The organism is Dethiobacter alkaliphilus AHT 1 (genome assembly GCF_000174415.1).
GTDB lineage: Bacteria > Bacillota > Dethiobacteria > Dethiobacterales > Dethiobacteraceae > Dethiobacter > Dethiobacter alkaliphilus.
Genome location: NZ_ACJM01000010.1, coordinates 106997 through 129630 on the forward strand (window position 1 = coordinate 106997; position 22634 = coordinate 129630).

Genomic DNA, 22634 nt, shown 5'->3' on the forward strand with positions numbered 1-22634 from the left:
AATCGAATTTACCGGTTTAACTTGTAAGCCTTGGCTATCTGCTTTCTTCAAGAGAAAGTTCTGCAGGTTCATACTTCCCCTGTTGGGTTAAAAATCTTTAAATTCAGTTGCACATCCTGTGGGCCATCAGCCCCACCAACCGTACTTACAGAGCTGCTTTCCGTTTGCACTTTCTGTTGCTCTGTCACGATAACGACTAGTGAGGAAGCTTCCATTTCCACACCATCAATGCTCACATATTCAACGGGCTTGATGGTGGCTTGGAATATATGAAAATAATCTTCATTAATTTCCTCAGGGACTTCATTGGCTTTCAGAGGGGTTGTTTCTATTCTTAACGTATCACCATCACTTACATCAATGGACATCCCACTGATCTTTGTTCTGTTCATATAAACATAATATATTTCTTCTGATGAAGACAAAGGCTTTCTGGCCAATGACACTACAACATCCTCACCCAGTGATTGTGCCCACTCTAAAACAGGGTCGCTTAGACTTTCAGTCTCAAGCAACCTGAAATGCGTATCAGATGCAACAGGCCGCTGGCAGCCTGATAAAAGCAAAGCAATACAAAAGATTGCAATTATAATAACCTTTTGCTTCATAATAACCCTCCTCGGAATCAGCGACTAGTTTAATAACCCCTGAGACAAAACAATATCCAACAACTCTTCTGCATCCTTATTGCCTGAAAGCTCATGTAGATAATACCCGTCATGCCACTCTATCAAAGTCCATCCCTGATTATGACTAAAAGTCAACACCTCGATATCATGAACCATCACTGTTTCCATTTCAACTGATGTACCAAAAGTTCGGGCATGCGTAGTAGTGGGTAGCACCATATACAGCAATTCTTCTTGAGAATACACAAATTCCACTTCAAAACTAGATAATCTATTAGAGGAATATACCACTTCTGCAAAAACAAAATTGTCTTCATCCAGATCACTTGGTAAAAACATACTGACGTCCTGTTCCTTTTTTAGCTCTGAAAGAGTATCAATTTCCTTAATCTTAAAATCATCAATAACCTCTACAACCCCATTTTCAGAACTGGGAGAACGCTGAAAAAGTTGTGAAGTTTCTGTAAGCATTGTAGATGTTGTTTCCATGACCAACCCTCTGAATGCCTGTGTCGGACCAGAGGCAGTGCCAACAATAAAAAACATAAGTATAGCCGCAGCCACGGCTACACCGTAGTGCCAAGTCTTCTTTTCCCGTCTGCGTTTATGTCTATCAAAAGCTTTCACAACATCAGGAACAGGGACTTCACTGGCAAGGGCATCCAAGCCTTCTTTTATCTTTTTATCGTAATTATAGCAATTGGGGTCCACCGTTCAGCCCCTCCTTTTAAACCATTAATAAATCAGAATATGTTACTTCGCTTCTTATACCTGGCTTTTAAAAGCATCACTTATCTCCTTAACCCTATAAAAAGAAGTTAACACTAAATATCCAAATACCAACCCACCTAAAGAGAATAATATCTGTGAATTTAACAATCCAAACCTTATGGGGTAAATATAGTGGGAAAACGGAACAACGTAATAGAAAGGATAAAAAAGAGTTAAATACAACGATGGTATTCCAATAGCGATAAACTTTATCCAATCAAATTTCCATTTACCTTTCTTTCTCATTTCATGAATAAAATACGGCACAGCAATTAATAGCCCCATAAAAATCGGGAAAAGAGAAATATAAACCATTACAGGAAGCATATTAAATTCTGCAATTGCCCTTTGCCTTAAAGCTGAACCATAGCTTTCTCCCTGAATAAATATGAAAATAATGAAAATCGTGTAAGCCAATAAAGCGAAAAACCGCTTTGATTTATTCATATCTGCACCTCCGAAAAATAATTCCCTTACTGTATAGAGTATTTTTTATTAAGAAAGGTTCAATGAAAATGAATTTAAATAAAATGCCAGAAGCATAAACGCTCCTGGCATTTTATTTACAAACCACTAATAAAGCAGGTACAGGGATTTCTATGGCCATTGCTTCCAAACCATCTTTAATTCTTGTATCATTTTAATCAAAGTAACTGGGTTTCATTGTTTAGCTCCTCCCCCAGCCGTAGCAAACTTGCGCAGCTTTTCTCGGGCACGAAAAAGCCTGGACTTCACTGTCCCTGTGCTTAAGTCTTTCATGTCAGATATCTCGCTAAGAGAAAGCCCAAACATATAGCGAAGAATTAAAACCTCTCTGTGACTGTCATCCAGGGAATTTAACATTTGCCGCACTTCATCTTTTAGCTCAACGGTCTCGTAATCATTGCTGCTGCATGCTATTTCATGAGTTACCTTCTCAAAGTCCGCATAGCTTACTTTTTTCTGATTGTTAAATTCCTTTTTGATCACATTTATTGCAATGGAGGTTACCCAGGCTGGAAACGATGATTTATTACGAAGCTGATGCAGGTTTTTACAGGCCAGATAAAACGCTTCCTGCGTAGCCTCTTCTGCCAAGCTATATGAATTACAGTATAAATATACTGAGCGAAATACGCGGGGATAATTCGCTTCAAATAGAACCTGTTCACTGTGGTGAATTTTTGTAGCCATAAGGACCTCCCAGTCTTGGTGCCTAACAATAATGTTAACACGAAGCCATTGCACAATTTGTCGTTATGGCACGATTCTTCAAGTTCGGTTGTCCTGCATCGAAATAACGCTCATTCCTTTGAAGAGCTTCTGACTATACTCTCTAACAATGCAACATACTCTTCTAATTTGCTCAGGCCAAATTGTGTAATTGAATATACTGTCTGTTTCTTGCCATCAATAAGCCTTTTTCTTGATTCTACATAACCCCATTTCTGCAATTTTGATAACTGTACACTTATATTACCGTCAGTGGCTTTTGTAATGTTTTTTATTTCAGTGAAAGTCTTTTCTCTGTTAACTAAACAGCTTATTAAAGACAACCTTAAAGGAAGCGTAAATGCTTCCGGGATATTAATTGGGTTCATTTACATTCACTGCTTTACATTTGTTCTTTAAAACAGTTGCTATAAATATATACCCAACGGATATTATCAAACTGTAATATGTGGTAAACAACGCAATGGATCCGCCTTGGGAAAAGCTATACAAGATTACTTCACTATAGTGAGTTAAAATGATCAGGAATATAAAGAAGATAGCTACGGAAACAAAAAACAGAATTTGCTTCCTCAAGATAAAACCAGCTAAAACAACAATGAAACAGAAAAGAACAATACTGGTAGTATGATTAATCACTGAAAGTTGCCTTAAAGACTCTCCGCTTATGTTTGGATTAATAAAGATAGACATAATTCTTGTTAGAAACATTAACAACGGCACAAAGAGAATGGTGCCGGCAACTATACTTAGAAAACTGAGGTAATATTTATTTGGATTCTTAATTTCATCTTTATAAATCCTTATAAAATATATTAGTAACAAAAGATACATAATTGCCTCTAAGGGGGTTAGAATCATAATTACATACCTCGAAAACAGTGCAATATCCAATGTGATTACCCCCATAGTAAATGCAACATAATGTATTAAATTAATGATTCCTACAAGCAACAAAAATTTAGATAGCTTAATACAGGGGTTCTTGTTCTCCCCAATAGAACTTTTAATAATCCTTATATCTTCCAATGCACCATCAAAGGACTTCATAAAACAATCACTCCATTCACTTTATATTATAAAGCTGATACTTTATAATATAAAGTGAATGTGAAGTTTTGTCAATGTTGCTTTCTTGCACTTCATGATTACTCACTTTATTTCTCCCTCTATGTTTTAGTAAAAAGTCCGCCATACAGTAACAATATTTGTAATTGATAAAAGCAAATACAGAACACCTAATACTCTGGAAAAAGGTTTCTCCGATTGAGCATTAAAATAATTTGGCTTAAAAATAAGTATTATTCCAGCAAGAAAGATTGCACTGAAAGCCACAGTTGCCCACACAGCTCTTTCTATGGCAAACATATCATATTGCCTAGATACAAGGAAAGATGTAGCTACCATTACCACAACAACAATATGGACTAAATTTGATTTGATTTTAATTGCAGCCACCCCTTTTAGGTAATGAAACAGATATGCTTTATATTTAATGCTTTTTAAGTGCGCTTGTACCAAGGTATAGAAGGTATCCCCCTACCGCCAGCACCAACAACTGAGAAATAATCCTGGAAATATCACCAATCGGCAACCTATTCACTCCTATCTCTTTCTTCGAGGACCCGAAATTTATCTCTTGGCATCTTCATTTTTCCTGTATTCTGAAAACATCGGAAAAATCAGCAAAATGCAATTTATTATAACTATAGCCTTGCTGTGTTTTCGTACGGTATTATACCCGTTAGTGAAGGCGGAAGAGTTCATTATTAGTCGGGCCTTTTGTTTTGCATTTGCTGTGCCCTGCACCTAGGGTAGCAGCATCGGTCTGATAATATAATGGTACAATTGAAATATGATTACTGCAGAAAATACAAAGGAAAGTATAACTGCATATACCTTAAGCATCTTATCCCAGAATGTTTTTGACTCCTTGGCCATATTTATGCCCCAAGACCCAAGATTAAGCAAGTAACGGGCATTTATTATCACAAGAATGTGAAGAATTATAAGGATAAAAGGGTTTGTAGCTTGCAAAAACTCGATATACCATTTCATTATTTCTCCACCCCAATATTATATTTTTAGTGTTACGTTAACTATCAAATTAACATACCACTCATTGCTGTGCTCTATTTAAAGGATGCACATTTTATGACATTCTTTTATGATTAAGAGAGAGAAAAAAACAGAGTTACAATAAATGCTCCTGCGAAAAATATGCTCAGAACTGCCCATACTGTTCCTGCTCTGGTGTTTCCCATTGCCCTCATGTTTATTGTTTCTCCAATGCTGAGCAAGAAAATATGCAGTGGCATTAAAATCATAGCGAGTTCTTGGTATTGAAACATCAAAAGCAAAAAGATAATAAAGGCAAAGATGGCCACAAAAACTTTAAACGTAAAGTAGACCCAACTACTCAATTAATACACCCCCGCTTACTTTCATTGTTTTACAAGCGCTCTAATGGCAAAAGAAACAACAAGAACTACAGCCACTAAACTCCAAACACCTAATTCTATAAAGCTTTCAAAACCACGCACATTTGCGTACAAATCAAGAATTAAAATAGCTGAGAGAAATATTAAAAATTGCAAAATTATATTCTTCATTTTAAATTCCAAAGATGCAAGCGAGGTTATCGCTGTAAAACTACCGACAGCTAACAATGTAGGGACTATGCCCCAATCTATTGCCCGTGCATACATGCTTATGACTACAACTACAAAGGTTACACTTAGCGCATGCAAAAACCGCTTTGTATTCGTCATCTGCATCTCCTCCTTATGTTCAGTGGAAGAAACCAATTTATAATAAATACTCCCAAAATGCTCGGAAGAGTTTTAGTGTCGGGTTCATCACACACTACTAACCCTTATAAATCTTATTCGGTACAAAACTAGGCTACAACAATTAGGAATTCTTTTTTATATAAAGTCTTAAAGATTTTATCGCAAGGTAATAAAGGTATACTCCTGCTCCAAAAAGTAAGAATCTAAAAATAATGCTGCCCAATATTAAGTACTCGATAGATGTTTGCAGGTGAATAGGTTGAATGTCCATATTTATCCCTCAATTTCTTTCCCTAAATTTATCCCTAACGCTCTATTACAAAGCCGCACCAAGTATCTGCATACTGCAATAGCAGCGTTAATGGCCTCTCGCGTGTTGCACATGATCGGTTGTTGTCATCAACATACTGCATTACTATCCTTCGCCAGACCTTTTTAAATTTCCTTTTGTTTCCTTTACTTTTTGTTTCTGTAGAGGAATATACTGGAAAGGAACATATTTACTATACAACATGTTCTCTGATAGTAGTAGTAATACAATCTCTAACTTCTCCCTCAATAACAATTGACAATCTCTGCCTTAACTACTAGAATAGGCTTATTACTCAAATACAGGGGAGAAGGAGGACTTCAAATGCAGGCACCTCGCGGTACAAATGATATCTTGCCAGATGAAATCAAAACTTGGAGGCAACTTGAACACAAGGCGGTAGAGATCTGCCATCGCTTTGGCTATGAAGAAATCCGGACCCCTATCTTCGAACATACCGAACTGTTCTTAAGAGGCGTCGGAGATGTTACCGACATTGTTTCCAAAGAGATGTATACATTTAAAGACCGGAGCGAGCGTTCTTTAACGCTGCGACCTGAAGGAACAGCGCCCGTTGCCCGTGCTTATATGGAAAGCAATCTAAAAGGTATTCCACAGCCTGTGAAACTCTTTTATATTGGACCGATGTTTCGATATGACAGGCCTGGAGCCGGCCGCTACAGACAGTTCTATCAGTTTGGCGTAGAGGTCTTCGGCACTAATGCTCCTGCTATTGATGCAGAAGTGATAGTTCTTGCTTTAGATTTCTTTCGCTCTCTGGGGTTGTCTGACTTTGCTTTACACTTAAATAGTGTGGGCTGTCCCGATTGCCGCCAGGAGTATCGCTCTGCTCTCCAAAACGAATTAAAAGACATAGTGTCTACTCTTTGCTCGGACTGTTCAGAGCGCTTTGATAAGAATCCCATGCGCATTTTGGACTGCAAGATTGATAAATGCAAAGAAGCCACAAAAAACCTGCCCTCGATTCTGGATTATCTGTGCTCTGATTGCTCAGCACACTTTGAGCAGGTTAAGTTACTTTTAAACAAACTGGGTGAAGAGTATGTAATAAATCCTCGCCTGGTACGCGGCCTTGATTATTATACAAAAACGGCCTTCGAAATTATCTCCACAGTAGGCGATACAGAGCAAGCAATAGGCGGCGGAGGCAGGTATGATAACCTGGTTTCAACAATAGGAGGGCCGGATACTCCAGGCATTGGTTTTGCTGTTGGCATTGAAAGAGTGCTTTTGGCTATTAAAGAAAGTGATGCTTATCCTATAAAGGGTCCGACACTCGATGTATTTGTGGCTAAAGCAGGCAATGTGCCTGATTATGAAGTAATGCCCATTATTATGGACCTGAGGAATGCCGGTTTCTCTGTAGATATGGATTATATGGGCAAGAGTTTAAAGGCACAATTTAAAACTGCCAATAAAAAAGATGCTCGTTATGTTGTTGTTCTGGGTGAAGAGGAAATGCAATCAAAAGAGGTTACTCTCCGGAATATGACGACCGGCAGCCAGGAGACTGTGGGGCTTAAACAGCTAGCAGAAAGGCTGGAAACAACATAACCCCTCCCGATTACAAATTAGTACCAAGTTAATGTGCAAAAAGGCCTGGAACTCTTAGAGTCCCAGGCCTTTTGTGGTCAGGTCCATATAGATATACCCAGGTTCCACCGCCCCAAGGGTTATTGCGACTCAATACTCAATAACTGATAAAAAAAATAGCGATCCGCATGTTTGAGAAGTCTTTGGCAGGACATCCTCATGCGATCGCTGGTGACACACTTGTGACATGATGAAGTTTTAGGTAATTAACAAAACAGCCCCAAAGGGCTGTTTTCTTGTTGTTTAATGGTCGGAGCGACAGGATTTGAACCTGCGACCTCTTGACCCCCAGTCAAGCGCGCTACCAAGCTGCGCCACGCCCCGACACAAATGTTATTATATTATATTATTTAAGAGATTGCAAGTGTCAGTTTGTGGTTATTTTGGATTTAGATTAAGAAGGCATAGAATATGGTGGTGAAGACCGCCAGTGGTAGGGTGTAGTAGTTAATGTGTTTTACGGCGTCTGTGAGGGGTACTTTGAAGTGTTCGGCGGTGAAGACTGTACAGAGGTGGATGGGTGAGCCAAGGTAGCCGGCGAGACCGGCAATAAAAGCTGTGGAAAGGTAATACAGGATTAGTTCAGGTTGTACTGAAAGAAACAAAGGTGCTGAGATGCCGATGGCGGCGGTATGGTTTCCGGTGATAAAGCCGACAAGGTACGGGATTATCAGAGCCAGGGCCAACAGTGGAATTCCCTGGGCGGTAAGGCTTTCAACAAAACCGTTGATGGCCTGTGTTTGTTCCAGGAAGTCTTTGAAGATAATCACAGATACTATGGAGGCGGCCATGCGCCAGTTGATGCCTTTAACCAGGGCAGACAAGCGTGATTTAAGTGTGGCTGTGGAAGGCTTACCCATGGAGAGGGCTATGATGATACCCACCAGCACCGCCAGAGGCAAATAGAGGTCAAAGGCTATAGCTAAAAGCAAAACAATTACTAAGGGTGACAGGTGATAAAAAAGGGCCGGCAGAGCACGGAGATCTCTTTTGGGGCTTTGGGACTGGCCGACACCGCGAAATATGGTTACGGACAGTATGATGAGAAAAACTATGAAAATTGGTACGTTGGCAGTGATGAAACGGGTTACGCTTATTTGGGATATTTCGCCCAGCAAGATCAGGGTGGCGTATAGTGGAAAAATGATATAGAGTACGTGGCGAAAAAGGATATTTATTACTACCAGGCGGTTATTGTCCAGCTCGGCTTTTAAGCCGGCTTCTTCCACCAGTGGTGCGGAGAACACGGCGCCGCCGGGAAACATCAGCATGCCCATCAGGGCCGGTAGGACGGCCAGTTGGACGCGCAGGTCGCGGAGTACCAGAGAGAGTTTTTCCACCATGGCGGTGAGGGTACCCATTTCTTTGAGCAGATTGCCAAAGGCGGTAAAGAGCAGAACGATTAAACCCAGGAGGATGGCCATGGGGCTTGTCAGGGATTCTATAAAAAGAGAAAAGGCAGCGCCTGGTGTGATGGGGTTAAAGAGTACGATAATTAGCAGGCCCGCCAGGATTGCGGTATAGAGTTGTTGGCGAAAGTAAAGCAGGACATTAATAATAAGAAAAGCGATGAGTACAGCTAACATTTGAACCTCCGTTGTATCTATGAAGAGATGGTTTTGTTGGTTGAACTGCGGTACTGGCTGGTTAGCCAGAAGGAAAAGATGAGTAAAAACGTGGCGGCGAGTACGCCGATCATATCGATGCCTACGTCCACCAGGGTACCGTGGCGTCCGTCCACCAGGCTTTGGTGGTACTCGTCTAGGAAAGCCATGAGGGTACCGGCGGCAAATGAGGCCAGAATGGCCTGCCAGGGCTTGTGCAGGTAGTGGCGGAGTAGGAGAAAAAAGGCTATGGTGATGACAAAAAAGACAAAGACATGGGCTGCTTTACGGAGCATGAATTCGATAATTACCGGGTTTCTTTGGGCATAGGCATAGAAATCGCTGCTTAAGGTTTGGGCGTGGCCAAGCTCGGAGGGCAGGCGGGCGGCGATGGCGGTGGCCAGACGGGTAATACCCATGTCAAAGGTCCTGAGGATGGCGTTTATTTGACTGAGAACCGGGAGTACACGCAGCCCCGGAATTGATGACAGGTAATAAAGGGTGGCAAGTATTGCTAAGACAAAAAACCAGGCTTTCTTTTTCATTGGCCTCTTCCCTTCTGTGTATTAGAGAATGATTCACGGTTTAAGAGTACATATCCTGCTGGAAATGCTTTTGATTTATCATAGCATAAATGATAAAAAAAATAATGCGTGGATAGCCACGCATTATTGAGTATTTAGAGGATAATGGCGATTAGACCGCCGCTACCTTCATTAATGATTTTTTCCAGTGTTTCCTGGAGTTTATCCTGGGCATTTGGCGGCATGTTGCCGAGTTTGGTACCGATGCCGTCTTTAACCACTGCATGCAGTGATTTGCCGAAGATATCCGACTGCCAAATCTTTTCCGGATTCTCTTCGAACTCGCCCATGATGTAGTTTACCAGTTCCTCGCTCTGCTTTTCCGTGCCCACGATGGGGGCAAATTCGGATTTCACATCAACGCGGATAACATGGAGAGACGGGGCACTGGCCTTAAGGCGTACACCAAAGCGGCCGCCCTGCCGGATAATTTCCGGCTCTTCCAGGGACATCTCATCCAGCTGCGGCGGGACGATACCGTAGCCCGTTTCTTTTACCTGCTCCATGGCATCGGCCAGTTTGTCGTACTCTTTTTTGGCTGCCACGCTTTCCTTGAGGATTTTTAACAGGTCTGCCTGGTCTTCGATTTCAATACCGCAGATTTCGGAGAGTACCTGTTCAAAGAGTTCTTCCGGGGCCTTGATTTCGATGACCGCTTTACCGGTCCCCAGGTCCATCTCTTTGAGCATAATATTTTCCACGATATCTTTGGTGCTCAGGCACTCAACCATGCTATCCACATCGCGCAGGCGGGTGACACCGTCGACGCTTTCACGGATGGTCTGGTTGTAGTCGGTGCGCAGCCAGTGGTCTCCGTCCAACACTTCCACCCAGCTGGGCAGGTTAATGTTAACTTCGCGGACCGGGAATTCATAGAGTACTTCCTGGAAGATGACGTTTACATCTTCCTCCATCATTTGCAGAGCGTTAAAGGGAATTACCGGCACGTTGTAGGCTTCGGCCAGCTCTTCTTTTAAGGCCAGCGCTTCCTGGGAGTAGGGACGTGCCGAGTTTAAAAGCATGACAAAGGGCTTGCCCAGTTCCTTCAGCTCATCTACTACCCGTTGTTCGGCATCCACATATTCAGCCCGGGGAATATCGGAGATGGAACCGTCTGTTGTCACCACCACACCAATGGTGGAGTGGTCGGTGATTACTTTCCTTGTCCCCACCTCAGCCGCTTCTTCAAAGGGGATGTCGTAATCGAACCAGGGGGTGGTCACCATCCGCGGGGCTCCTTCGTCCTCGTAGCCTAAGGCGCCGGATACAGTATACCCTACGCAATCCACAAGGCGAACGCGCATGGAAATGTTATCACGAACCTTGATTTCAATGGCTTCATCAGGAATGAACTTTGGCTCGGTGGTCATGATGGTCTTGCCGGCACTGCTTTGCGGCAGTTCGTCACGAGCCCGTTCCTGATCGTTTTCGTCAGCGATATTTGGGATTACAACCAATTCCATAAATTTCTTTATGAAAGTTGATTTTCCTGTGCGAACAGGACCCACAACGCCAAGGTAAATATCCCCGCCTGTTCTTTCTACAATGTGTTGGATCAGGTCAAACTTCACGAAATTTCTCCCTCCTTTTTACTATATATGTATCAACAATGTGATCTAAGACAGTATCCCTCCCCTTCTAAACTTTTTGAAAGTGATAAAAGTTGTTATCACAACGGTAAAAACTAAAATACATACAGGTATTAACATTACATTTATATGAGGACATCCTACATTTATTACTTTAATAAAGGGAAATAACGGTAAAATATAAAAAAACACTCTGCAAGAGAGTGTTTTACCATGTTTCATATTTATCTGAGACAATGTCTTCCGTTTCATGAGTCCGGCCGCGGCGCATCAAATCCACCACTGCAGCCCGTGGATCTTTTTCTTCAAAGAGGACATTATAGGCTTGGTTGGTGATGGGCATTTCTACGCCGTACTGCTGGGCAAGTTCCCAGGCGGTGCGGGTGGTGCGCACCCCTTCTGCCACCATGTGCATGCCGGCCAGGACCTCGGAGAGTTTTTTGCCCTTGCCCAATTCGACTCCCAGGCTGCGGTTTCTGCTGTGCCGGGAGGTGCAGGTTACCATCAGATCGCCGATGCCTGAGAGGCCGGCAAAGGTGAGAGGGTCGGCCCCCATGGCAATACCCAGGCGGGCGATTTCGGAAATCCCCCGGGTCATGAGAGCGGCTATGGTATTATCGCCAAAGCCCAGGCCGTCGGCGATGCCGGCGCCTAGGGCGATAATATTCTTTAGGGCACCGCCCAGTTCAACCCCCACCACATCCGGGTTGGTATACACACGTAAGAATCGGGTCATGAATAAGTCCTGCGCTGCTTCGGCTACCTGCCGCTTCTGGGCGGAGACCACAGTGGCGGAAGGAATGTTTCTGCCCACTTCTTCGGCGTGGTTGGGGCCGGAGAGTACTGCGGCGTGGCAGTGAGGCAGCTCTTCCTGCAGAATTTGCGTCATCCGTTGATAAGTTTTTTCTTCCAAACCCTTGGCACAGCTGATGACAATGGTTTCTTTTTTTGTATAGGGGGCAATTTGCCTGGCCATATCCCGTACGGTATGGGATGGTACCACCAGAGCCAGCATATCTTTTTGCTGGACCGCTTCTTCCAGGTCGGCGGTGAGGGTAACGTTTGACGGAATGGTTACTCCCGGCAGGTAGTCCTGGTTTACTCTGGTCTCATTGATAGTGCGGCACAATTCTTTGCGGCGTGACCAGAGCAGAACATTCGGACAGTTTTCTGCAAGGGTGACCGCCAGTGCAGTTCCCCAGCTTCCGGCCCCGATTATTGCTGTTTTATTCATTTACTTCTCCACCTTTTTCTCCTTAGCAGACACATTCACCTTGGCTCCCAACTTGTTTTCCGTTCCGTTTAGCAGGCGCGTAATATTCTCTTTATGGCGCCAGACTGCCAGTGCTGCCAATGCCGTTCCAAAGATAACGTATGAAAAATCATGGCCAAAAATAATCATCAGCATGGGAATCAGCACAGCGCCGGTAACAGAACCCAGGGACACATAGCGGGTTGTGGCAATAAGTATTACTCCAACAGCTGTGGCAATGAGAATAACCCCGGGGGTGAGCCCCAAGATTACACCCACACTGGTGGCAATGCCACGGCCTCCCTTAAAGCCAAAAAATACAGGCCAGTTGTGGCCAAGCACCGCTGCAACCCCCGCCAGCATCATCACCGGCGGGTTTCCGGTCAGCGCCTGGGCAATAAGCACCGCAACAAGACCTTTGGCGGCATCAAGGATTAAGACCGCTATGGCCGGGCCGGTGCCCAGTGTGCGCTGGATATTTGTGGTTCCTGCGTTACCACTGCCAAACTGGCGGATATCAATGCCCTTAAGCAGCTTTCCCGCCAGGTAGCCAAATGAAACAGATCCCAGAAGATAAGCGGCTAAAAGCGCCAGGACATTGTTCATAGCTTATCACCTTTCTTACTTCTTTTTCTTACATATATGCGAATGGGAGTCCCTTCAAAACCGTATGTTTCCCGCAATTTGTTTTCCAGAAAACGAATATAGGAGAAATGGGCCAGCTCCGGGTCATTGACAAAAATACTGAACGTGGGTGGTTTTACCCGCACCTGGGTGAGATAATAAATTTTAAGCTGCTTGCCCTTTTTGCTGGGGGGCGGCACCACGGCGGTGGCATCTTCCAGCAGTTCGTTTAAGCGGGATGTTTTAACCCGCAGGGCATGCTGCTCCGCAACATAGTCAATGAGCTCATAGACGCGCTGAACACGTTGGCCGGTTAACGCGGAGATAAACAGGATGGGAGCATAGGTAATATAGGCCAACTCATCCCGGAGGTTATCCCGGTAAGCGTCCATTGTTTTGTCATCCTTTTCCACCTTATCCCATTTATTAACCACAATAACCAATGCACGTCCGGCTTCATGGGCAATGCCGGCAATGCGTTTGTCCTGTTCGGTAACGCCTTCGGCGGCATCTATCAGCATCAGCACCACATCGGCGCTTTCGGCGGCACGGATGGAACGGAGTACCGAATAATATTCCACCGCTTCGTCTACCTTACTTTTGCGCCGGATTCCTGCGGTATCTACAAACAGGTATTTACGGTTGTCACGCTCGATTAACAGGTCGATGGCATCCCGGGTGGTGCCGGGCATATCGCTGACAATGACCCTTTCGGTGCCGGAAAGCTTGTTGGTCAGGGATGACTTGCCTACGTTGGGGCGGCCGATAATGGCTACCCGCAGTATTTCTTCATCCTCGGGAAATTCTTCAGTTTCCGGTAAGTGTTTGGCCACTTCGTCCAACAAATCGCCGGTGCCCAGTCCGTGTGCACCGGAGGTAAGGGTTGGCTCACCAAGGCCCAGGGCATAAAATTCAGACATATCAAAGTTTGGCGATTCCGCTTTATTTGCCGCCAGAATCACCGGCTTGGTGGTTTTGCGCAGCATGGCCGCCACTTCATAGTCTAAAGTCACCGGGCCGCTGCGTACATCCACCACAAAGATAATGACATTGGCTTCTTCCATGGCCAGCTTCACCTGGCGGTGGATTTCGCGGGAAATTTTATCTTCCTCAAAGGTCAGGCCACCGGTATCAATGAGCCAGAATTCATGGCCGGTCCAATCTGCACGGCCGTAAATGCGGTCCCGGGTTACGCCGGCGGTGGGTTCCTCAATGGCCAGGCGTCGTTGGATCAGGCGGTTAAAGAGAGTGGACTTACCCACATTGGGGCGGCCCACAATTGCTACCACAGGATGAGACATTTAAGGTCACCTCATTTCAATTAGAGCAAATCTGTCAAAAAGTTATCCAGGTCGTTTACTACCCGTAGATCTGTGTTCAGTTCTTGGGCTAAATCATTAATAGTATATCCATCTAAAAAGAGCTCTTTTCCCTCTTTTAGCATTACGGCGGGCAAATAAATCCGGTCTGCTTTTTCTTTGTCTTTTAAGCCGGCAATGATATCGCTGGCGGTTAACAGACCGGTCACCGTCACATGGCCGCCAAAGAAGCGGTTTTGTAAACCAATCAGGCGGATGTTAAGCCCCTCTATTTTGTTTAATTGATCCATGATGGGCTCCAGGTAGCGCACAGCAGATGAGCCGGTAACCACCGCCACATTTTTTTCTGCTGTAATTTTTTCAGGCAGGGTTTGCCGGAGTTTTTCCCAGTCGTTTAATAGCAGCCGCAAAAGACCTACACCGTTTTCCAGCTGCGGATAGCCTTCGTACCAGTGGTGGTCGGGCACCTCCTTATCAGCCATGTTGTAGAACTCATCGGCGGCAAACACAAAGCGGGTTTTGCTCTCCTGCAGGCATTTTTTCTGCCAGGCGGTTAGCTGCTCCAGTACCTCTTGGGCGTGGCTTTTATCGCAGGGAGACAGGGGATAGAGTTTTTCCCGGTGTCCGGTGAGGCCAACGGGCACCACCGCCAGGCTCTTTATCCCGGGATACAGGCCATAGAGGTCCGTTATGGTTTGGTCCAGGGCCTCTTTGTCGTTTAGGCCGGGACAGAGCACAACCTGGGTATGAAATTCAATGCCGGCCTCGGTGAGGCGTTTTAGCAGGAGGAGGACTTCACCGGCACGTTTATGGTTCATCATGCGGCGGCGCAATTGAGAATCGGTGGTATGTACCGATACATAAAGCGGACTCAGGTGCAGCTTTTCTATTCTGGCCACATCTTCTTCCCGTAGGTTGGTGAGGGTGATATAGCTGCCGGATAAAAAAGAAAGACGGTAGTCGTCATCCTTAATATAGAGAGTGCTGCGCATGGCCGGCGGCATCTGATCCACAAAGCAGAACACGCAGCGGTTCTGGCAGGAACGGATATCATCCAGAGTGGGAGAAGCAAACACGATTCCCAGCGGCTCATCAAAGTCTTTTTCAATTTCATACTCCACCAGCTCACCGTCGGCATGCTGGACCACAAGCAGGATATCTTCGCTGCTTTCGGCCAGACGCCAGTCCAGAATGTCTGAGGGATTTTCGCCGTTTATTGCTACGATGGTGTCACCGGTAGCGATCTCCAATTCTTCTGCAATGGAGCCCGGCTCCACCCGCTCCACCTCATTACCGCGTGTCATGTGCACACCCACTTTTCCTGTACTTTCCTAATTATCCTATACGCCGCTGAGTGTGTCAAATAAAAAAGCACGTTTATTTCAGTTCCCTCAACACGTGCTTTTGATACCGGTTTCCCTAGTAGCTTCGCAAACTGCGAAGCGTTATAATTTCCGGTATGAAAAAAAGCAGAGCGGTTAAATACCACTCTGCTTTAGTATTGTACTATTGTCAGTTTCTACTCAGCAATCATGACATGATCAACTTTCTAAGCTGTTAATTCAACCTCTTCTACCGTTGTGTTTGTTATCTTAACAGGCGCATGCCGTTGGCGGTGACCAGAATTGAGGCACCCATATCGGCTAAGATTGCCAGCCAGAGGGTTAACCAGCCGGGAAACACCAGCATAATGGCCAGGCCTTTGATAAGCAGGGCAAAAGCGATGTTTTGGCGGATAATGCCCATGGTGCGGCGGGAAAGGGTAATCAAAAACGGTAGTTTATCCAGCTCATCGCCCATCAGTGCGATATCGGCGGTTTCCAAAGCGGTGGGGCTGCCGGCAGCACCCATGGCAATGCCCACATCGGCGGAGGCTAAAGCGGGAGCGTCATTTATACCGTCACCTACCATGGCCACACTGCCAAACTTAGTGCGGAAACGGCGCACCGCCTGCTCCTTTTGTTCCGGCAGCAGACCGGCGGCCACATCGTCCAGTCCCAGGGATAAGGCCAACGGCCGGGCCGCCTCTTCTCTGTCTCCGGTGAGCATGGCGATTTTTTCTATACCCAGGTTTCGCAGGTTATCCAAAGTGCTTCTGCTTTCCTGACGAATGGTATCACTGATAAGCAGGGCGCCGTGAATAGTTTGTTCTGAAGCCAACATTACAGGGGTTTCGTTCCCTTGCGCCTCCATCTCCAGATTGGAAGTGGCATAGCCGTGTTGGGCCAGAAATGCCGGGGAGCCCAGATAATAGCGGGTGCCGTCCACCGTGCCCGTTACACCTTTGCCCGGATAGGCGGTAAAATCACTTACCTGCTGCGGCGAAAGTTCCTGTTCTTTGGCCAGCTTACGGATTGCTTCTGCCAAAACATGCTCTGAGTGCGCTTCCAGGCTGGCGGCAATCTGCAGCAGTTTTTCCTGCGGGTAATTAGTACTTAAAATACGGGTGACCATGGGAGTTCCCTTGGTAAGGGTACCGGTTTTGTCAAAAATAATGGCATTTACATCTCTCATTTGTTCCAGGTACACGCCGCCTTTAACCAGAATGCCCTGCCGGGCTGCGTTGGTCAAAGAGGCCACAATGGACACCGGGGTAGAGACCACCAAGGCGCAGGGACAGGCCACAATTAATAGCGCCAGTCCGCGGTAGACCCATTGCTGCCAGCCGCCCCCGGCTATGACCGGTCCCAGAATGGCAATGGCAGCGGCCAAAGCGATAACCACCGGTGTATAGATTTGGGCAAAGCGGTCGATAAACTGCTGGGCGGGGGCACGGCGGGCCTGGGCTTCTTCCACCAGACGCACAATATTGGCCAGGGTGGAATCCTTGGCGCTGCCTTTTACGCGAACAGTGAGGGAGCCGTTACCGTTAAGTGTGCCGGCATAAACGTTGCCACCCCTCTCCTTACTGACAGGCAAGGATTCTCCCGTTACCGCTGCTTCTGTTACATAGGAGGACCCGGAGACGATTGTACCGTCCAGGGGGATACGCTCCCCCGGCCGCACCAGAATTTCTTCTTCCGGCAAGACAGCCTCCACCGGCACCGTTTCCGGCACGCCGTCCTTTAACCGGTGGGCCTCTTCGGGCACCGTATCCATCAGGGCGCGAATGGAACGGCGGTTCTTTTCCGCTGTATATGTTTCCAGCGCATGGCTGGCAGCAAAGAGAAAAGCTACGGTGGCCGCTTCCCACCATTCGTTGATAAACAAAGCTCCGGCCACCGCCACCGTCATCAGCGTATTCATATCCAGGCGGCCGGCACGGATGGCTGCTATGCCGCGGCGAAAGGTGAGATGGCCGCCGGTTAAAATGGCCACCAACAGCAGTGTTGCGGAAACATTTGTATTAAAGGGAGTAGCAATAATAGCAAACAGGATGGCCATGGCAGAAACCACAGCGTAAGCTGTCCGTTTCCGCGCCAAGTCGCTACCCTGTTCTCCCTCAGCTTCTTCCAGCAGGCGGTAGCCGTGAGATTCCATCATCTTGCGGACCTCGCCCAACTGACGGCGGTAGCGCAGGTGTAACTTCCCGGAGGCATACGACAGCACAGCCTCATCCACACCTTCCAGACGACGGATTCCTTCTTCCAGCTGTCTGGCACAGTCGGCGCAGTCCAGCCCTTCCACCAAAATGTTTTTCCCGTAAACTTCCTCCGGTTAAAGCTCTTGCTTCTGACATCTTATCTTCCCCTTTATCTGTGTTATGAACTATGTTGTAGGTGGGCCTGGCCTATAACCAGCAAATCGCGGATATGTTGATCATCCAGGGAATAATAGACCAGCTTTCCCTGACGGCGGGTTTTTACCAAACTTAAATCTTTTAGCCTGCGCAAATGATGAGAGACGGCCGGCGCACTCATCCCCAAAAGCTCTCCCAACTCACAGACACACAAATCCTGGTCCGCCACAGCCAGCATAATTTTTAGCCGATTGGCGTCGCCAAAGGCCCCAAACATGCGGGACAGCCGGTTTAGGGTGGCCTGGTCCGGCATTTTTTTCTCTGCCGCAGCCAAGGCTTTGGCATCTACACAAAACTCCTGGCAACGATCATGCTCATTGGACATTTTAACACCTCTCAATTAAACATTTGCTTAATTGTTTACATTATATGCAGTTGGTATCAAAATGTCAATAGATATTATTAAGAGGAAGCAAATTCACCGCCAAAAAGGCGGCACCCCGTAGGGGAGCCGCCTTTTTAGTGCAGGTCCCAACTCAGACAGGTTCCCTGCGAACAGATTTTACAATTGCGGTAAAACGATTGTTCACCAGTTTATAGCCCACATAGTCTGCCACATTCTGCAGGCCCAGTTGTTTAAACACACTGCAGACCAAACTAATCTGCGGATTCTCCGGCAAGCAGGGGATAACCTGCACTTCACTGAGAGACATTTGATACAGCCCCAGCAGGCTCTGCACCGCCCGCACCGCCACATCGGGATGTCCTTTGATGCTGGCGATATAGACTTCATTGTCGTTATTATCCCGACCTGCAAAATAAAGTTTGCCGTCATCTTCTTTGCCCACGGTGCGGAAATAGGACAGGCTTTTTAGTTTCTGCTGGGTGGGGCCGTGTAAGCTATCCAGCTGTTCCAAATGAATGGCTGCGGTGGTGGCGGGCAGGTAAAGGTCTGATACGCCCAGGTAGATATATTTCATGCGCCTGCTTCCTTTCGCACCTTATTTACCAACTCCACCAGTTTGGGATACGCATCCTGGGTACCCTCCAATACCAGAGGACGGCCATACTTAATGATGCCCAGGCGCCTTGAAATATAGCCTCCTATGCGCATTTTCAGGTTCACACAGTGCAGTGTATCCACAAAATGCAGTTCGTCTTCCACATTTAAGAGGCCTGAGACATTTTGTAAAAATTGTTCCAAAGACGACCCGATATTGCGACAGCCCACCGAATAAATCTGATTTCCTGCCCGGTCAAAACCAAAAAAATGCAGCTGTCCGTGACCGTCTTTGGTTTGACGGTCAAACAGGGTCAGGCCCATCAACTCCCGGTCGGATGGTATGATATGAGGTTTTAGTTTTCCCAGGTGAATTGCTGCGGCGGTCACCGATGAGTGGGCGCCGCCGTAGCAATGATAGATTATCTTTTTTCCCGCCATCTGCATCCTCCAACTATTGTTTCAGTGAACCGGCTTAATGTTTTACTATGATATAAACACCGTTTCCCATATCATGTGCCACCGCTTCCAGTACGCGGGAGAGAATGGTAGACATTCTGGCCCGCTCTTCTTCATTATCGGCATAAAATGTCGGTACACCGCTGACCTGTTTATCATGCGTGGTTACAGCGGCCAAAATTAGCTTTTTAATGGCCACATCCATAATAAATCCCCCCTAATCTGACGCACATCTGCCCGCGCCGGAGGCCAGTGGATTTACCAAAGCGCTTTCCAGGACCGGCACATTTTTTACCGCCATTACCAGGCATTCCGAATCCGGTTCGATGGGAACCATAATCATCCCTATTCTGCCGGTATCGGTATCACGGCGCAAAAGCGGTGTAAACTCCGCAGTATCCACATCACGATGGATTCCCAACAGTGATGCTGCATCGTGAGCTATGGCCTGACGCTGACCCACATTGGCCAGAATTTCCCGGGCGTTATCGTCATGGGGCTCAATTACTAACGCTCTGCCCTTTGCTTCATATTCTTCGCGAATCTCCTGAAGTCCCAGATTCATAATATGAATATCTTCTACAAATAAATCTGGCCCCTCAAAACGAAATTCAACGGCCCTTACTTTGGCAATATCTCCAATTCTTTTACCGCGCTTTAACATTTTTACCGCCACTGCGGTCAGAATGCCTGCCACAACGCCCCAAATCAGCCCTACCCAAAAGGTAATGCCGGAGGTTATCAAAGCAACAAGCAGTACCAGATAGTTACGGGCTTCAAACGTGCGGGCAATCCCTTCGATAAAATCCGGTCCGCGGACCACCATTTCCGAATGCTCCAGCGTCCCCAGCATTTCCCGCTCCATATTTCGTACTTCGCGAAACTGGGTGGCGGCCAGAGCCAGAAATGTAACTGCAGTATACTCTTCGGCGGCCAGGGCCGGGACGGCCACCGCTCCAAGGGTGGCCGCCAAAAAGCCCAGCGCCAGATGATTAATAACCGCATGAGGATAAGAAGGGTATTGCCGCACATCACGGCTCATCATCCAGTATCGTGCCAATGTGCCCACAATGATGCCTGCAGCAATAGCCATTAGATCATCGGTCATGGCATTTAACTCCCTTCATTACCTCCGTCCGGTTTATCTTCCTTACACTTATCACAGGGTTCTTCCTCATCAGGCGGAAGTCCCATGGTATTGGAGAACTCCTTGTTTCTGAACTTGGACAGCTTTTCTTTAGCTTGTTCAAAGCCGCCGGCACTGACAACCAAAAAGATTCCTACTGCCACCACTAATCCGGCAATTACCCAGAGGGCAGAGCGCAACGCCGTGCCGCCGGGACCGTCGGGAGTTCCCGGAGCAGGGCTGGCAATCTCATCCCCTTCTCCTTCATAGAGGAAGTCGTTGACCACTTCGGCAAACAGGTCCATGGTCTCTAAAGCCTGATCTTTATTATTGGTGTGGGACCCCACTTCAATGAGAGTGGCCTGGGGTGACATCTCCTGGTTGTAGCTGCCGCGGGCCATAAATATTCCTTTTACCAGGCCGGGATACAGTTCATCGGCCCGGGCCTTCAGGCCTTCGGCAAACTCTTTGTTGACTTCCATGTTCTGGTTCTGCCGGCCCACCACAAACTGAACCTGCACCCGCTCTTCGCCTTCCACTTCTTCCAGATACTCTTCTTCGGGCACCGCATCACGGTGGACGTCAATGAGCGCGTCCGGGTCTTCTTTTAGGAATTCTTCCACGGTACGCTTGGAGCGGTTATAAGCTCCGGCATCGTGGGGTGTGTGGGGTTCCTGGGAACGTAGAACTTCCACACCCATCCCCTCCAGTGCTTCAGCAAGCCTGTCGCCCACATCGATTATACCGCCGCCGGGGTCTTTGCTCTCTTCCCCATCGCCTTCAATATAGGACTCGGCACCGTGGGAATTGTAAATGCCTATGCGCCGGTTAAGGTCCTGGCCTTCCTGCTGCTGAACCGGGATGGAATTGCGCAGCAGGCGGCTTACCCGTGCAATGAATCCTTCACTCACAGGTTCGGCGGCAGCTGTTTGCCTCTCCACCTCTTCGGCCACCGCCGTTTCCCCATCTACGGAAACAACACGGTAGTAATTGTTAGCCATATTAATATACTCGTCCCCCACCACAATCTGGCGGGCAGTACGCATAATCACTTCGCCATCCTGGTCCACCATGGTAAAAATACGGCCGCTGTGGTGCTCATATTCATCATAATCGAAAGCAACTGCCGTATTGCCGGTACCGACCACTACGAGGAGGGACAGAGACAAAAGCACAGCCAGGGCCAGTTTTAGCAAAAAGGCCTTATTCTTCATGTTTGTACTCCTCCTCTTCTTCATTTTTCTGCATTTCTTCCCGATCCAGCTCCTCACTTAACTCCACATCGGACAAACCTTTTTTCAGGCTGTCGGGACGGTCCTGGGACGGCCCGCCCTGAATCCGTTCGCGGCTTTCACCAAAAATCTCCGCCAAAAGAAGTGCCAAAATACCGCTGATTACGATGGCATCAAAAACACCGGCGCCGCCGATACTCATACCGCCCGAACCACCGTAAATGGCAATCTCAATACGCGAGAAAATATCGGTGAGTAAAATACCCATGGAGCCGGCGATAAACGCTGAGCGCCGGGAGCGCCCTGCCAGGTAACCCACCACCGCGGCAATAATGGCAAACAGGTACATGGGATCGAGAAAATAATTGTACGTGGGTTCCGACGGCATAATTTTCATGGCCGCATAAACCACTCCGCCGGTTACCAGCGCCGCCAGTACGGCCCGAACCTTTTCCTTGGTGGAACCGGCCTTAATGAAGAGATATACTGCTAATACAATGGGGATAATGCCGCCACCGATGTTGATGGAGACATTATCGGTGATGGGGATATCAGGGAGAAATCCTCCCACCACCATGGCACCCAAGAACAACAGAGCTGCCCTGTCCGACAGACGCAGCCTGTCCAACACCCGTTGGGCAGCGCCCAGATAGACAAGCACCGCCACAACTACCAACACAATCATACCGATGGTCATACCATTTATGCACCTCCAGATATTTGCAGCATTGCAGTAAATAGAGTAACCGAAACGGTAAGATTTATGCCATTATATATATGAAGAAATAAAGTAGCCATATTTTCAGATAAAGATCGAAATGTCGGACCTGACCCTCAG

General features: G+C 46.8%; 25 protein-coding genes and 1 tRNA gene. 1 reads left to right on the plus strand and 25 read right to left on the minus strand.

The genetic code is table 11. The features are described 5' to 3' along the window. Positions 1–68: 68 nt before the first annotated feature. The 9 genes from DEALDRAFT_RS10500 to DEALDRAFT_RS10545 all read right to left on the minus strand — a co-directional run bounded on the left by DEALDRAFT_RS10500 (position 69) and on the right by DEALDRAFT_RS10545 (position 5383). Positions 69–608, minus strand: coding sequence for a hypothetical protein (locus DEALDRAFT_RS10500; protein ID WP_008517269.1), 540 nt, complete (start codon positions 606–608; stop codon positions 69–71). A gap of 24 nt (positions 609–632) precedes the next feature. After that, positions 633–1340: a hypothetical protein gene (locus DEALDRAFT_RS10505; RefSeq protein ID WP_008517270.1), complete on the minus strand. Its 708-nt coding sequence runs from the start codon at positions 1338–1340 to the stop codon at positions 633–635. A 54-nt stretch (positions 1341–1394) separates the two neighbouring features. Beyond that, complete coding sequence (locus tag DEALDRAFT_RS10510) at positions 1395–1847, minus strand: hypothetical protein (RefSeq protein WP_008517271.1); 453 nt, start codon at positions 1845–1847, stop codon at positions 1395–1397. 213 nt (positions 1848–2060) lie between these two features. Beyond that, a complete protein-coding gene (locus DEALDRAFT_RS16125; RefSeq protein WP_008517273.1) occupies positions 2061–2573 on the minus strand; it encodes an RNA polymerase sigma factor in 513 nt (170 codons plus the stop codon). A 110-nt stretch (positions 2574–2683) separates the two neighbouring features. Then, positions 2684–2980: a transcriptional regulator gene (locus tag DEALDRAFT_RS10520; protein WP_040378891.1), complete on the minus strand. Its 297-nt coding sequence runs from the start codon at positions 2978–2980 to the stop codon at positions 2684–2686. Continuing rightward, positions 2967–3662, minus strand: coding sequence for a hypothetical protein (locus DEALDRAFT_RS10525; protein WP_008517274.1), 696 nt, complete (start codon positions 3660–3662; stop codon positions 2967–2969). Before DEALDRAFT_RS10525 ends, DEALDRAFT_RS10520 begins: the two co-directional genes overlap by 14 nt. Before the next feature lie 126 nt (positions 3663–3788). Next, positions 3789–4133, minus strand: a complete 345-nt coding sequence (locus DEALDRAFT_RS10530; protein ID WP_040378892.1) for a hypothetical protein — start codon at positions 4131–4133, stop codon at positions 3789–3791. A 650-nt stretch (positions 4134–4783) separates the two neighbouring features. Beyond that, a complete protein-coding gene (locus DEALDRAFT_RS10540; protein ID WP_040378893.1) occupies positions 4784–5035 on the minus strand; it encodes a hypothetical protein in 252 nt (83 codons plus the stop codon). Between the two features lie 21 nt (positions 5036–5056). Further along, the gene (locus DEALDRAFT_RS10545; protein WP_008517276.1) at positions 5057–5383 is read right to left on the minus strand and encodes a hypothetical protein; all 327 of its coding nucleotides are present in this window, start codon (positions 5381–5383) and stop codon (positions 5057–5059) included. A gap of 655 nt (positions 5384–6038) precedes the next feature. On the opposite strand from DEALDRAFT_RS10545, the gene hisS reads away from it, so the two are divergent. Continuing rightward, the gene (gene hisS, locus DEALDRAFT_RS10550; protein ID WP_008517277.1) at positions 6039–7289 is read left to right on the plus strand and encodes a histidine--tRNA ligase; all 1251 of its coding nucleotides are present in this window, start codon (positions 6039–6041) and stop codon (positions 7287–7289) included. Between the two features lie 286 nt (positions 7290–7575). Here hisS and DEALDRAFT_RS10555 read toward each other — a convergent pair. The 16 genes from DEALDRAFT_RS10555 to DEALDRAFT_RS10630 all read right to left on the minus strand — a co-directional run bounded on the left by DEALDRAFT_RS10555 (position 7576) and on the right by DEALDRAFT_RS10630 (position 22493). Further along, positions 7576–7652 (minus strand) — tRNA-Pro (locus DEALDRAFT_RS10555). A 65-nt stretch (positions 7653–7717) separates the two neighbouring features. Continuing rightward, positions 7718–8914, minus strand: coding sequence for a DUF401 family protein (locus DEALDRAFT_RS10560; protein ID WP_008517278.1), 1197 nt, complete (start codon positions 8912–8914; stop codon positions 7718–7720). 17 nt (positions 8915–8931) lie between these two features. Then, a complete protein-coding gene (locus DEALDRAFT_RS16130) occupies positions 8932–9477 on the minus strand; it encodes a VanZ family protein (protein WP_008517279.1) in 546 nt (181 codons plus the stop codon). Between the two features lie 134 nt (positions 9478–9611). Beyond that, positions 9612–11087: a stage IV sporulation protein A gene (spoIVA, locus tag DEALDRAFT_RS10570; RefSeq protein ID WP_008517280.1), complete on the minus strand. Its 1476-nt coding sequence runs from the start codon at positions 11085–11087 to the stop codon at positions 9612–9614. Positions 11088–11313: 226 nt separating this feature from the next. Further along, on the minus strand, positions 11314–12339 hold the full coding sequence (locus DEALDRAFT_RS10575; protein WP_008517281.1) for an NAD(P)H-dependent glycerol-3-phosphate dehydrogenase: 1026 nt from the start codon (positions 12337–12339) through the stop codon (positions 11314–11316). Then, on the minus strand, positions 12340–12963 hold the full coding sequence (gene plsY, locus DEALDRAFT_RS10580; protein ID WP_008517283.1) for a glycerol-3-phosphate 1-O-acyltransferase PlsY: 624 nt from the start codon (positions 12961–12963) through the stop codon (positions 12340–12342). It abuts the gene before it with no gap. Continuing rightward, the gene (gene der / locus DEALDRAFT_RS10585; protein ID WP_008517284.1) at positions 12960–14282 is read right to left on the minus strand and encodes a ribosome biogenesis GTPase Der; all 1323 of its coding nucleotides are present in this window, start codon (positions 14280–14282) and stop codon (positions 12960–12962) included. The genes plsY and der overlap by 4 nt, the downstream gene beginning before the upstream one ends. 20 nt (positions 14283–14302) lie before the next feature. Further along, positions 14303–15604: a radical SAM protein gene (locus DEALDRAFT_RS10590; protein ID WP_040378894.1), complete on the minus strand. Its 1302-nt coding sequence runs from the start codon at positions 15602–15604 to the stop codon at positions 14303–14305. Between the two features lie 283 nt (positions 15605–15887). Then, a complete protein-coding gene (locus DEALDRAFT_RS10595; RefSeq protein ID WP_243441157.1) occupies positions 15888–17927 on the minus strand; it encodes a heavy metal translocating P-type ATPase in 2040 nt (679 codons plus the stop codon). A gap of 74 nt (positions 17928–18001) precedes the next feature. Further along, the gene (locus DEALDRAFT_RS10600; RefSeq protein WP_008517287.1) at positions 18002–18364 is read right to left on the minus strand and encodes an ArsR/SmtB family transcription factor; all 363 of its coding nucleotides are present in this window, start codon (positions 18362–18364) and stop codon (positions 18002–18004) included. A 151-nt stretch (positions 18365–18515) separates the two neighbouring features. Beyond that, positions 18516–18959 (minus strand): DUF3189 family protein, encoded by a 444-nt coding sequence (locus DEALDRAFT_RS10605; protein ID WP_008517288.1) that lies wholly within the window; start codon positions 18957–18959, stop codon positions 18516–18518. Next, the gene (locus tag DEALDRAFT_RS10610) at positions 18956–19420 is read right to left on the minus strand and encodes a DUF3189 family protein (RefSeq protein WP_008517289.1); all 465 of its coding nucleotides are present in this window, start codon (positions 19418–19420) and stop codon (positions 18956–18958) included. Before DEALDRAFT_RS10610 ends, DEALDRAFT_RS10605 begins: the two co-directional genes overlap by 4 nt. 34 nt (positions 19421–19454) lie before the next feature. Beyond that, positions 19455–19643 carry a capping complex subunit for YIEGIA gene (locus tag DEALDRAFT_RS10615; protein ID WP_008517290.1) on the minus strand — a complete coding sequence of 63 codons (189 nt, stop codon included), beginning with the start codon at positions 19641–19643 and terminating at the stop codon, positions 19455–19457. A gap of 12 nt (positions 19644–19655) precedes the next feature. Beyond that, positions 19656–20546: a YIEGIA family protein gene (locus DEALDRAFT_RS10620; RefSeq protein WP_008517291.1), complete on the minus strand. Its 891-nt coding sequence runs from the start codon at positions 20544–20546 to the stop codon at positions 19656–19658. A gap of 5 nt (positions 20547–20551) precedes the next feature. Then, entirely contained in the window at positions 20552–21778 is a 1227-nt protein-coding gene (gene spoIIP / locus DEALDRAFT_RS10625; RefSeq protein WP_008517292.1) for a stage II sporulation protein P, read from the minus strand. After that, positions 21768–22493, minus strand: a complete 726-nt coding sequence (locus tag DEALDRAFT_RS10630; protein WP_008517293.1) for a DUF1614 domain-containing protein — start codon at positions 22491–22493, stop codon at positions 21768–21770. The genes spoIIP and DEALDRAFT_RS10630 overlap by 11 nt, the downstream gene beginning before the upstream one ends. Between the last annotated feature and the right edge of the window lie 141 nt (positions 22494–22634).

What these genes read in the sequence shown, in the direction of transcription:
- DEALDRAFT_RS10500 (WP_008517269.1), bottom strand. Translation starts at nt 608, where the DNA reads ATGAAGCAAAAGGTTATTATAATTGCAATCTTTTGTATTGCTTTGCTT.
- DEALDRAFT_RS10510 (WP_008517271.1), bottom strand. Translation starts at nt 1,847, where the DNA reads ATGAATAAATCAAAGCGGTTTTTCGCTTTATTGGCTTACACGATTTTC.
- DEALDRAFT_RS16125 (WP_008517273.1), bottom strand. Translation starts at nt 2,573, where the DNA reads ATGGCTACAAAAATTCACCACAGTGAACAGGTTCTATTTGAAGCGAAT.
- DEALDRAFT_RS10520 (WP_040378891.1), bottom strand. Translation starts at nt 2,980, where the DNA reads ATGAACCCAATTAATATCCCGGAAGCATTTACGCTTCCTTTAAGGTTG.
- DEALDRAFT_RS10525 (WP_008517274.1), bottom strand. Translation starts at nt 3,662, where the DNA reads ATGAAGTCCTTTGATGGTGCATTGGAAGATATAAGGATTATTAAAAGT.
- DEALDRAFT_RS10545 (WP_008517276.1), bottom strand. Translation starts at nt 5,383, where the DNA reads ATGACGAATACAAAGCGGTTTTTGCATGCGCTAAGTGTAACCTTTGTA.
- hisS (WP_008517277.1), top strand. Translation starts at nt 6,039, where the DNA reads ATGCAGGCACCTCGCGGTACAAATGATATCTTGCCAGATGAAATCAAA.
- DEALDRAFT_RS10560 (WP_008517278.1), bottom strand. Translation starts at nt 8,914, where the DNA reads ATGTTAGCTGTACTCATCGCTTTTCTTATTATTAATGTCCTGCTTTAC.
- DEALDRAFT_RS16130 (WP_008517279.1), bottom strand. Translation starts at nt 9,477, where the DNA reads ATGAAAAAGAAAGCCTGGTTTTTTGTCTTAGCAATACTTGCCACCCTT.
- DEALDRAFT_RS10575 (WP_008517281.1), bottom strand. Translation starts at nt 12,339, where the DNA reads ATGAATAAAACAGCAATAATCGGGGCCGGAAGCTGGGGAACTGCACTG.
- plsY (WP_008517283.1), bottom strand. Translation starts at nt 12,963, where the DNA reads ATGAACAATGTCCTGGCGCTTTTAGCCGCTTATCTTCTGGGATCTGTT.
- der (WP_008517284.1), bottom strand. Translation starts at nt 14,282, where the DNA reads ATGTCTCATCCTGTGGTAGCAATTGTGGGCCGCCCCAATGTGGGTAAG.
- DEALDRAFT_RS10590 (WP_040378894.1), bottom strand. Translation starts at nt 15,604, where the DNA reads ATGACACGCGGTAATGAGGTGGAGCGGGTGGAGCCGGGCTCCATTGCA.
- DEALDRAFT_RS10600 (WP_008517287.1), bottom strand. Translation starts at nt 18,364, where the DNA reads ATGTCCAATGAGCATGATCGTTGCCAGGAGTTTTGTGTAGATGCCAAA.
- DEALDRAFT_RS10605 (WP_008517288.1), bottom strand. Translation starts at nt 18,959, where the DNA reads ATGAAATATATCTACCTGGGCGTATCAGACCTTTACCTGCCCGCCACC.
- DEALDRAFT_RS10610 (WP_008517289.1), bottom strand. Translation starts at nt 19,420, where the DNA reads ATGGCGGGAAAAAAGATAATCTATCATTGCTACGGCGGCGCCCACTCA.
- DEALDRAFT_RS10615 (WP_008517290.1), bottom strand. Translation starts at nt 19,643, where the DNA reads ATGGATGTGGCCATTAAAAAGCTAATTTTGGCCGCTGTAACCACGCAT.
- DEALDRAFT_RS10620 (WP_008517291.1), bottom strand. Translation starts at nt 20,546, where the DNA reads ATGACCGATGATCTAATGGCTATTGCTGCAGGCATCATTGTGGGCACA.
- spoIIP (WP_008517292.1), bottom strand. Translation starts at nt 21,778, where the DNA reads ATGAAGAATAAGGCCTTTTTGCTAAAACTGGCCCTGGCTGTGCTTTTG.
- DEALDRAFT_RS10630 (WP_008517293.1), bottom strand. Translation starts at nt 22,493, where the DNA reads ATGACCATCGGTATGATTGTGTTGGTAGTTGTGGCGGTGCTTGTCTAT.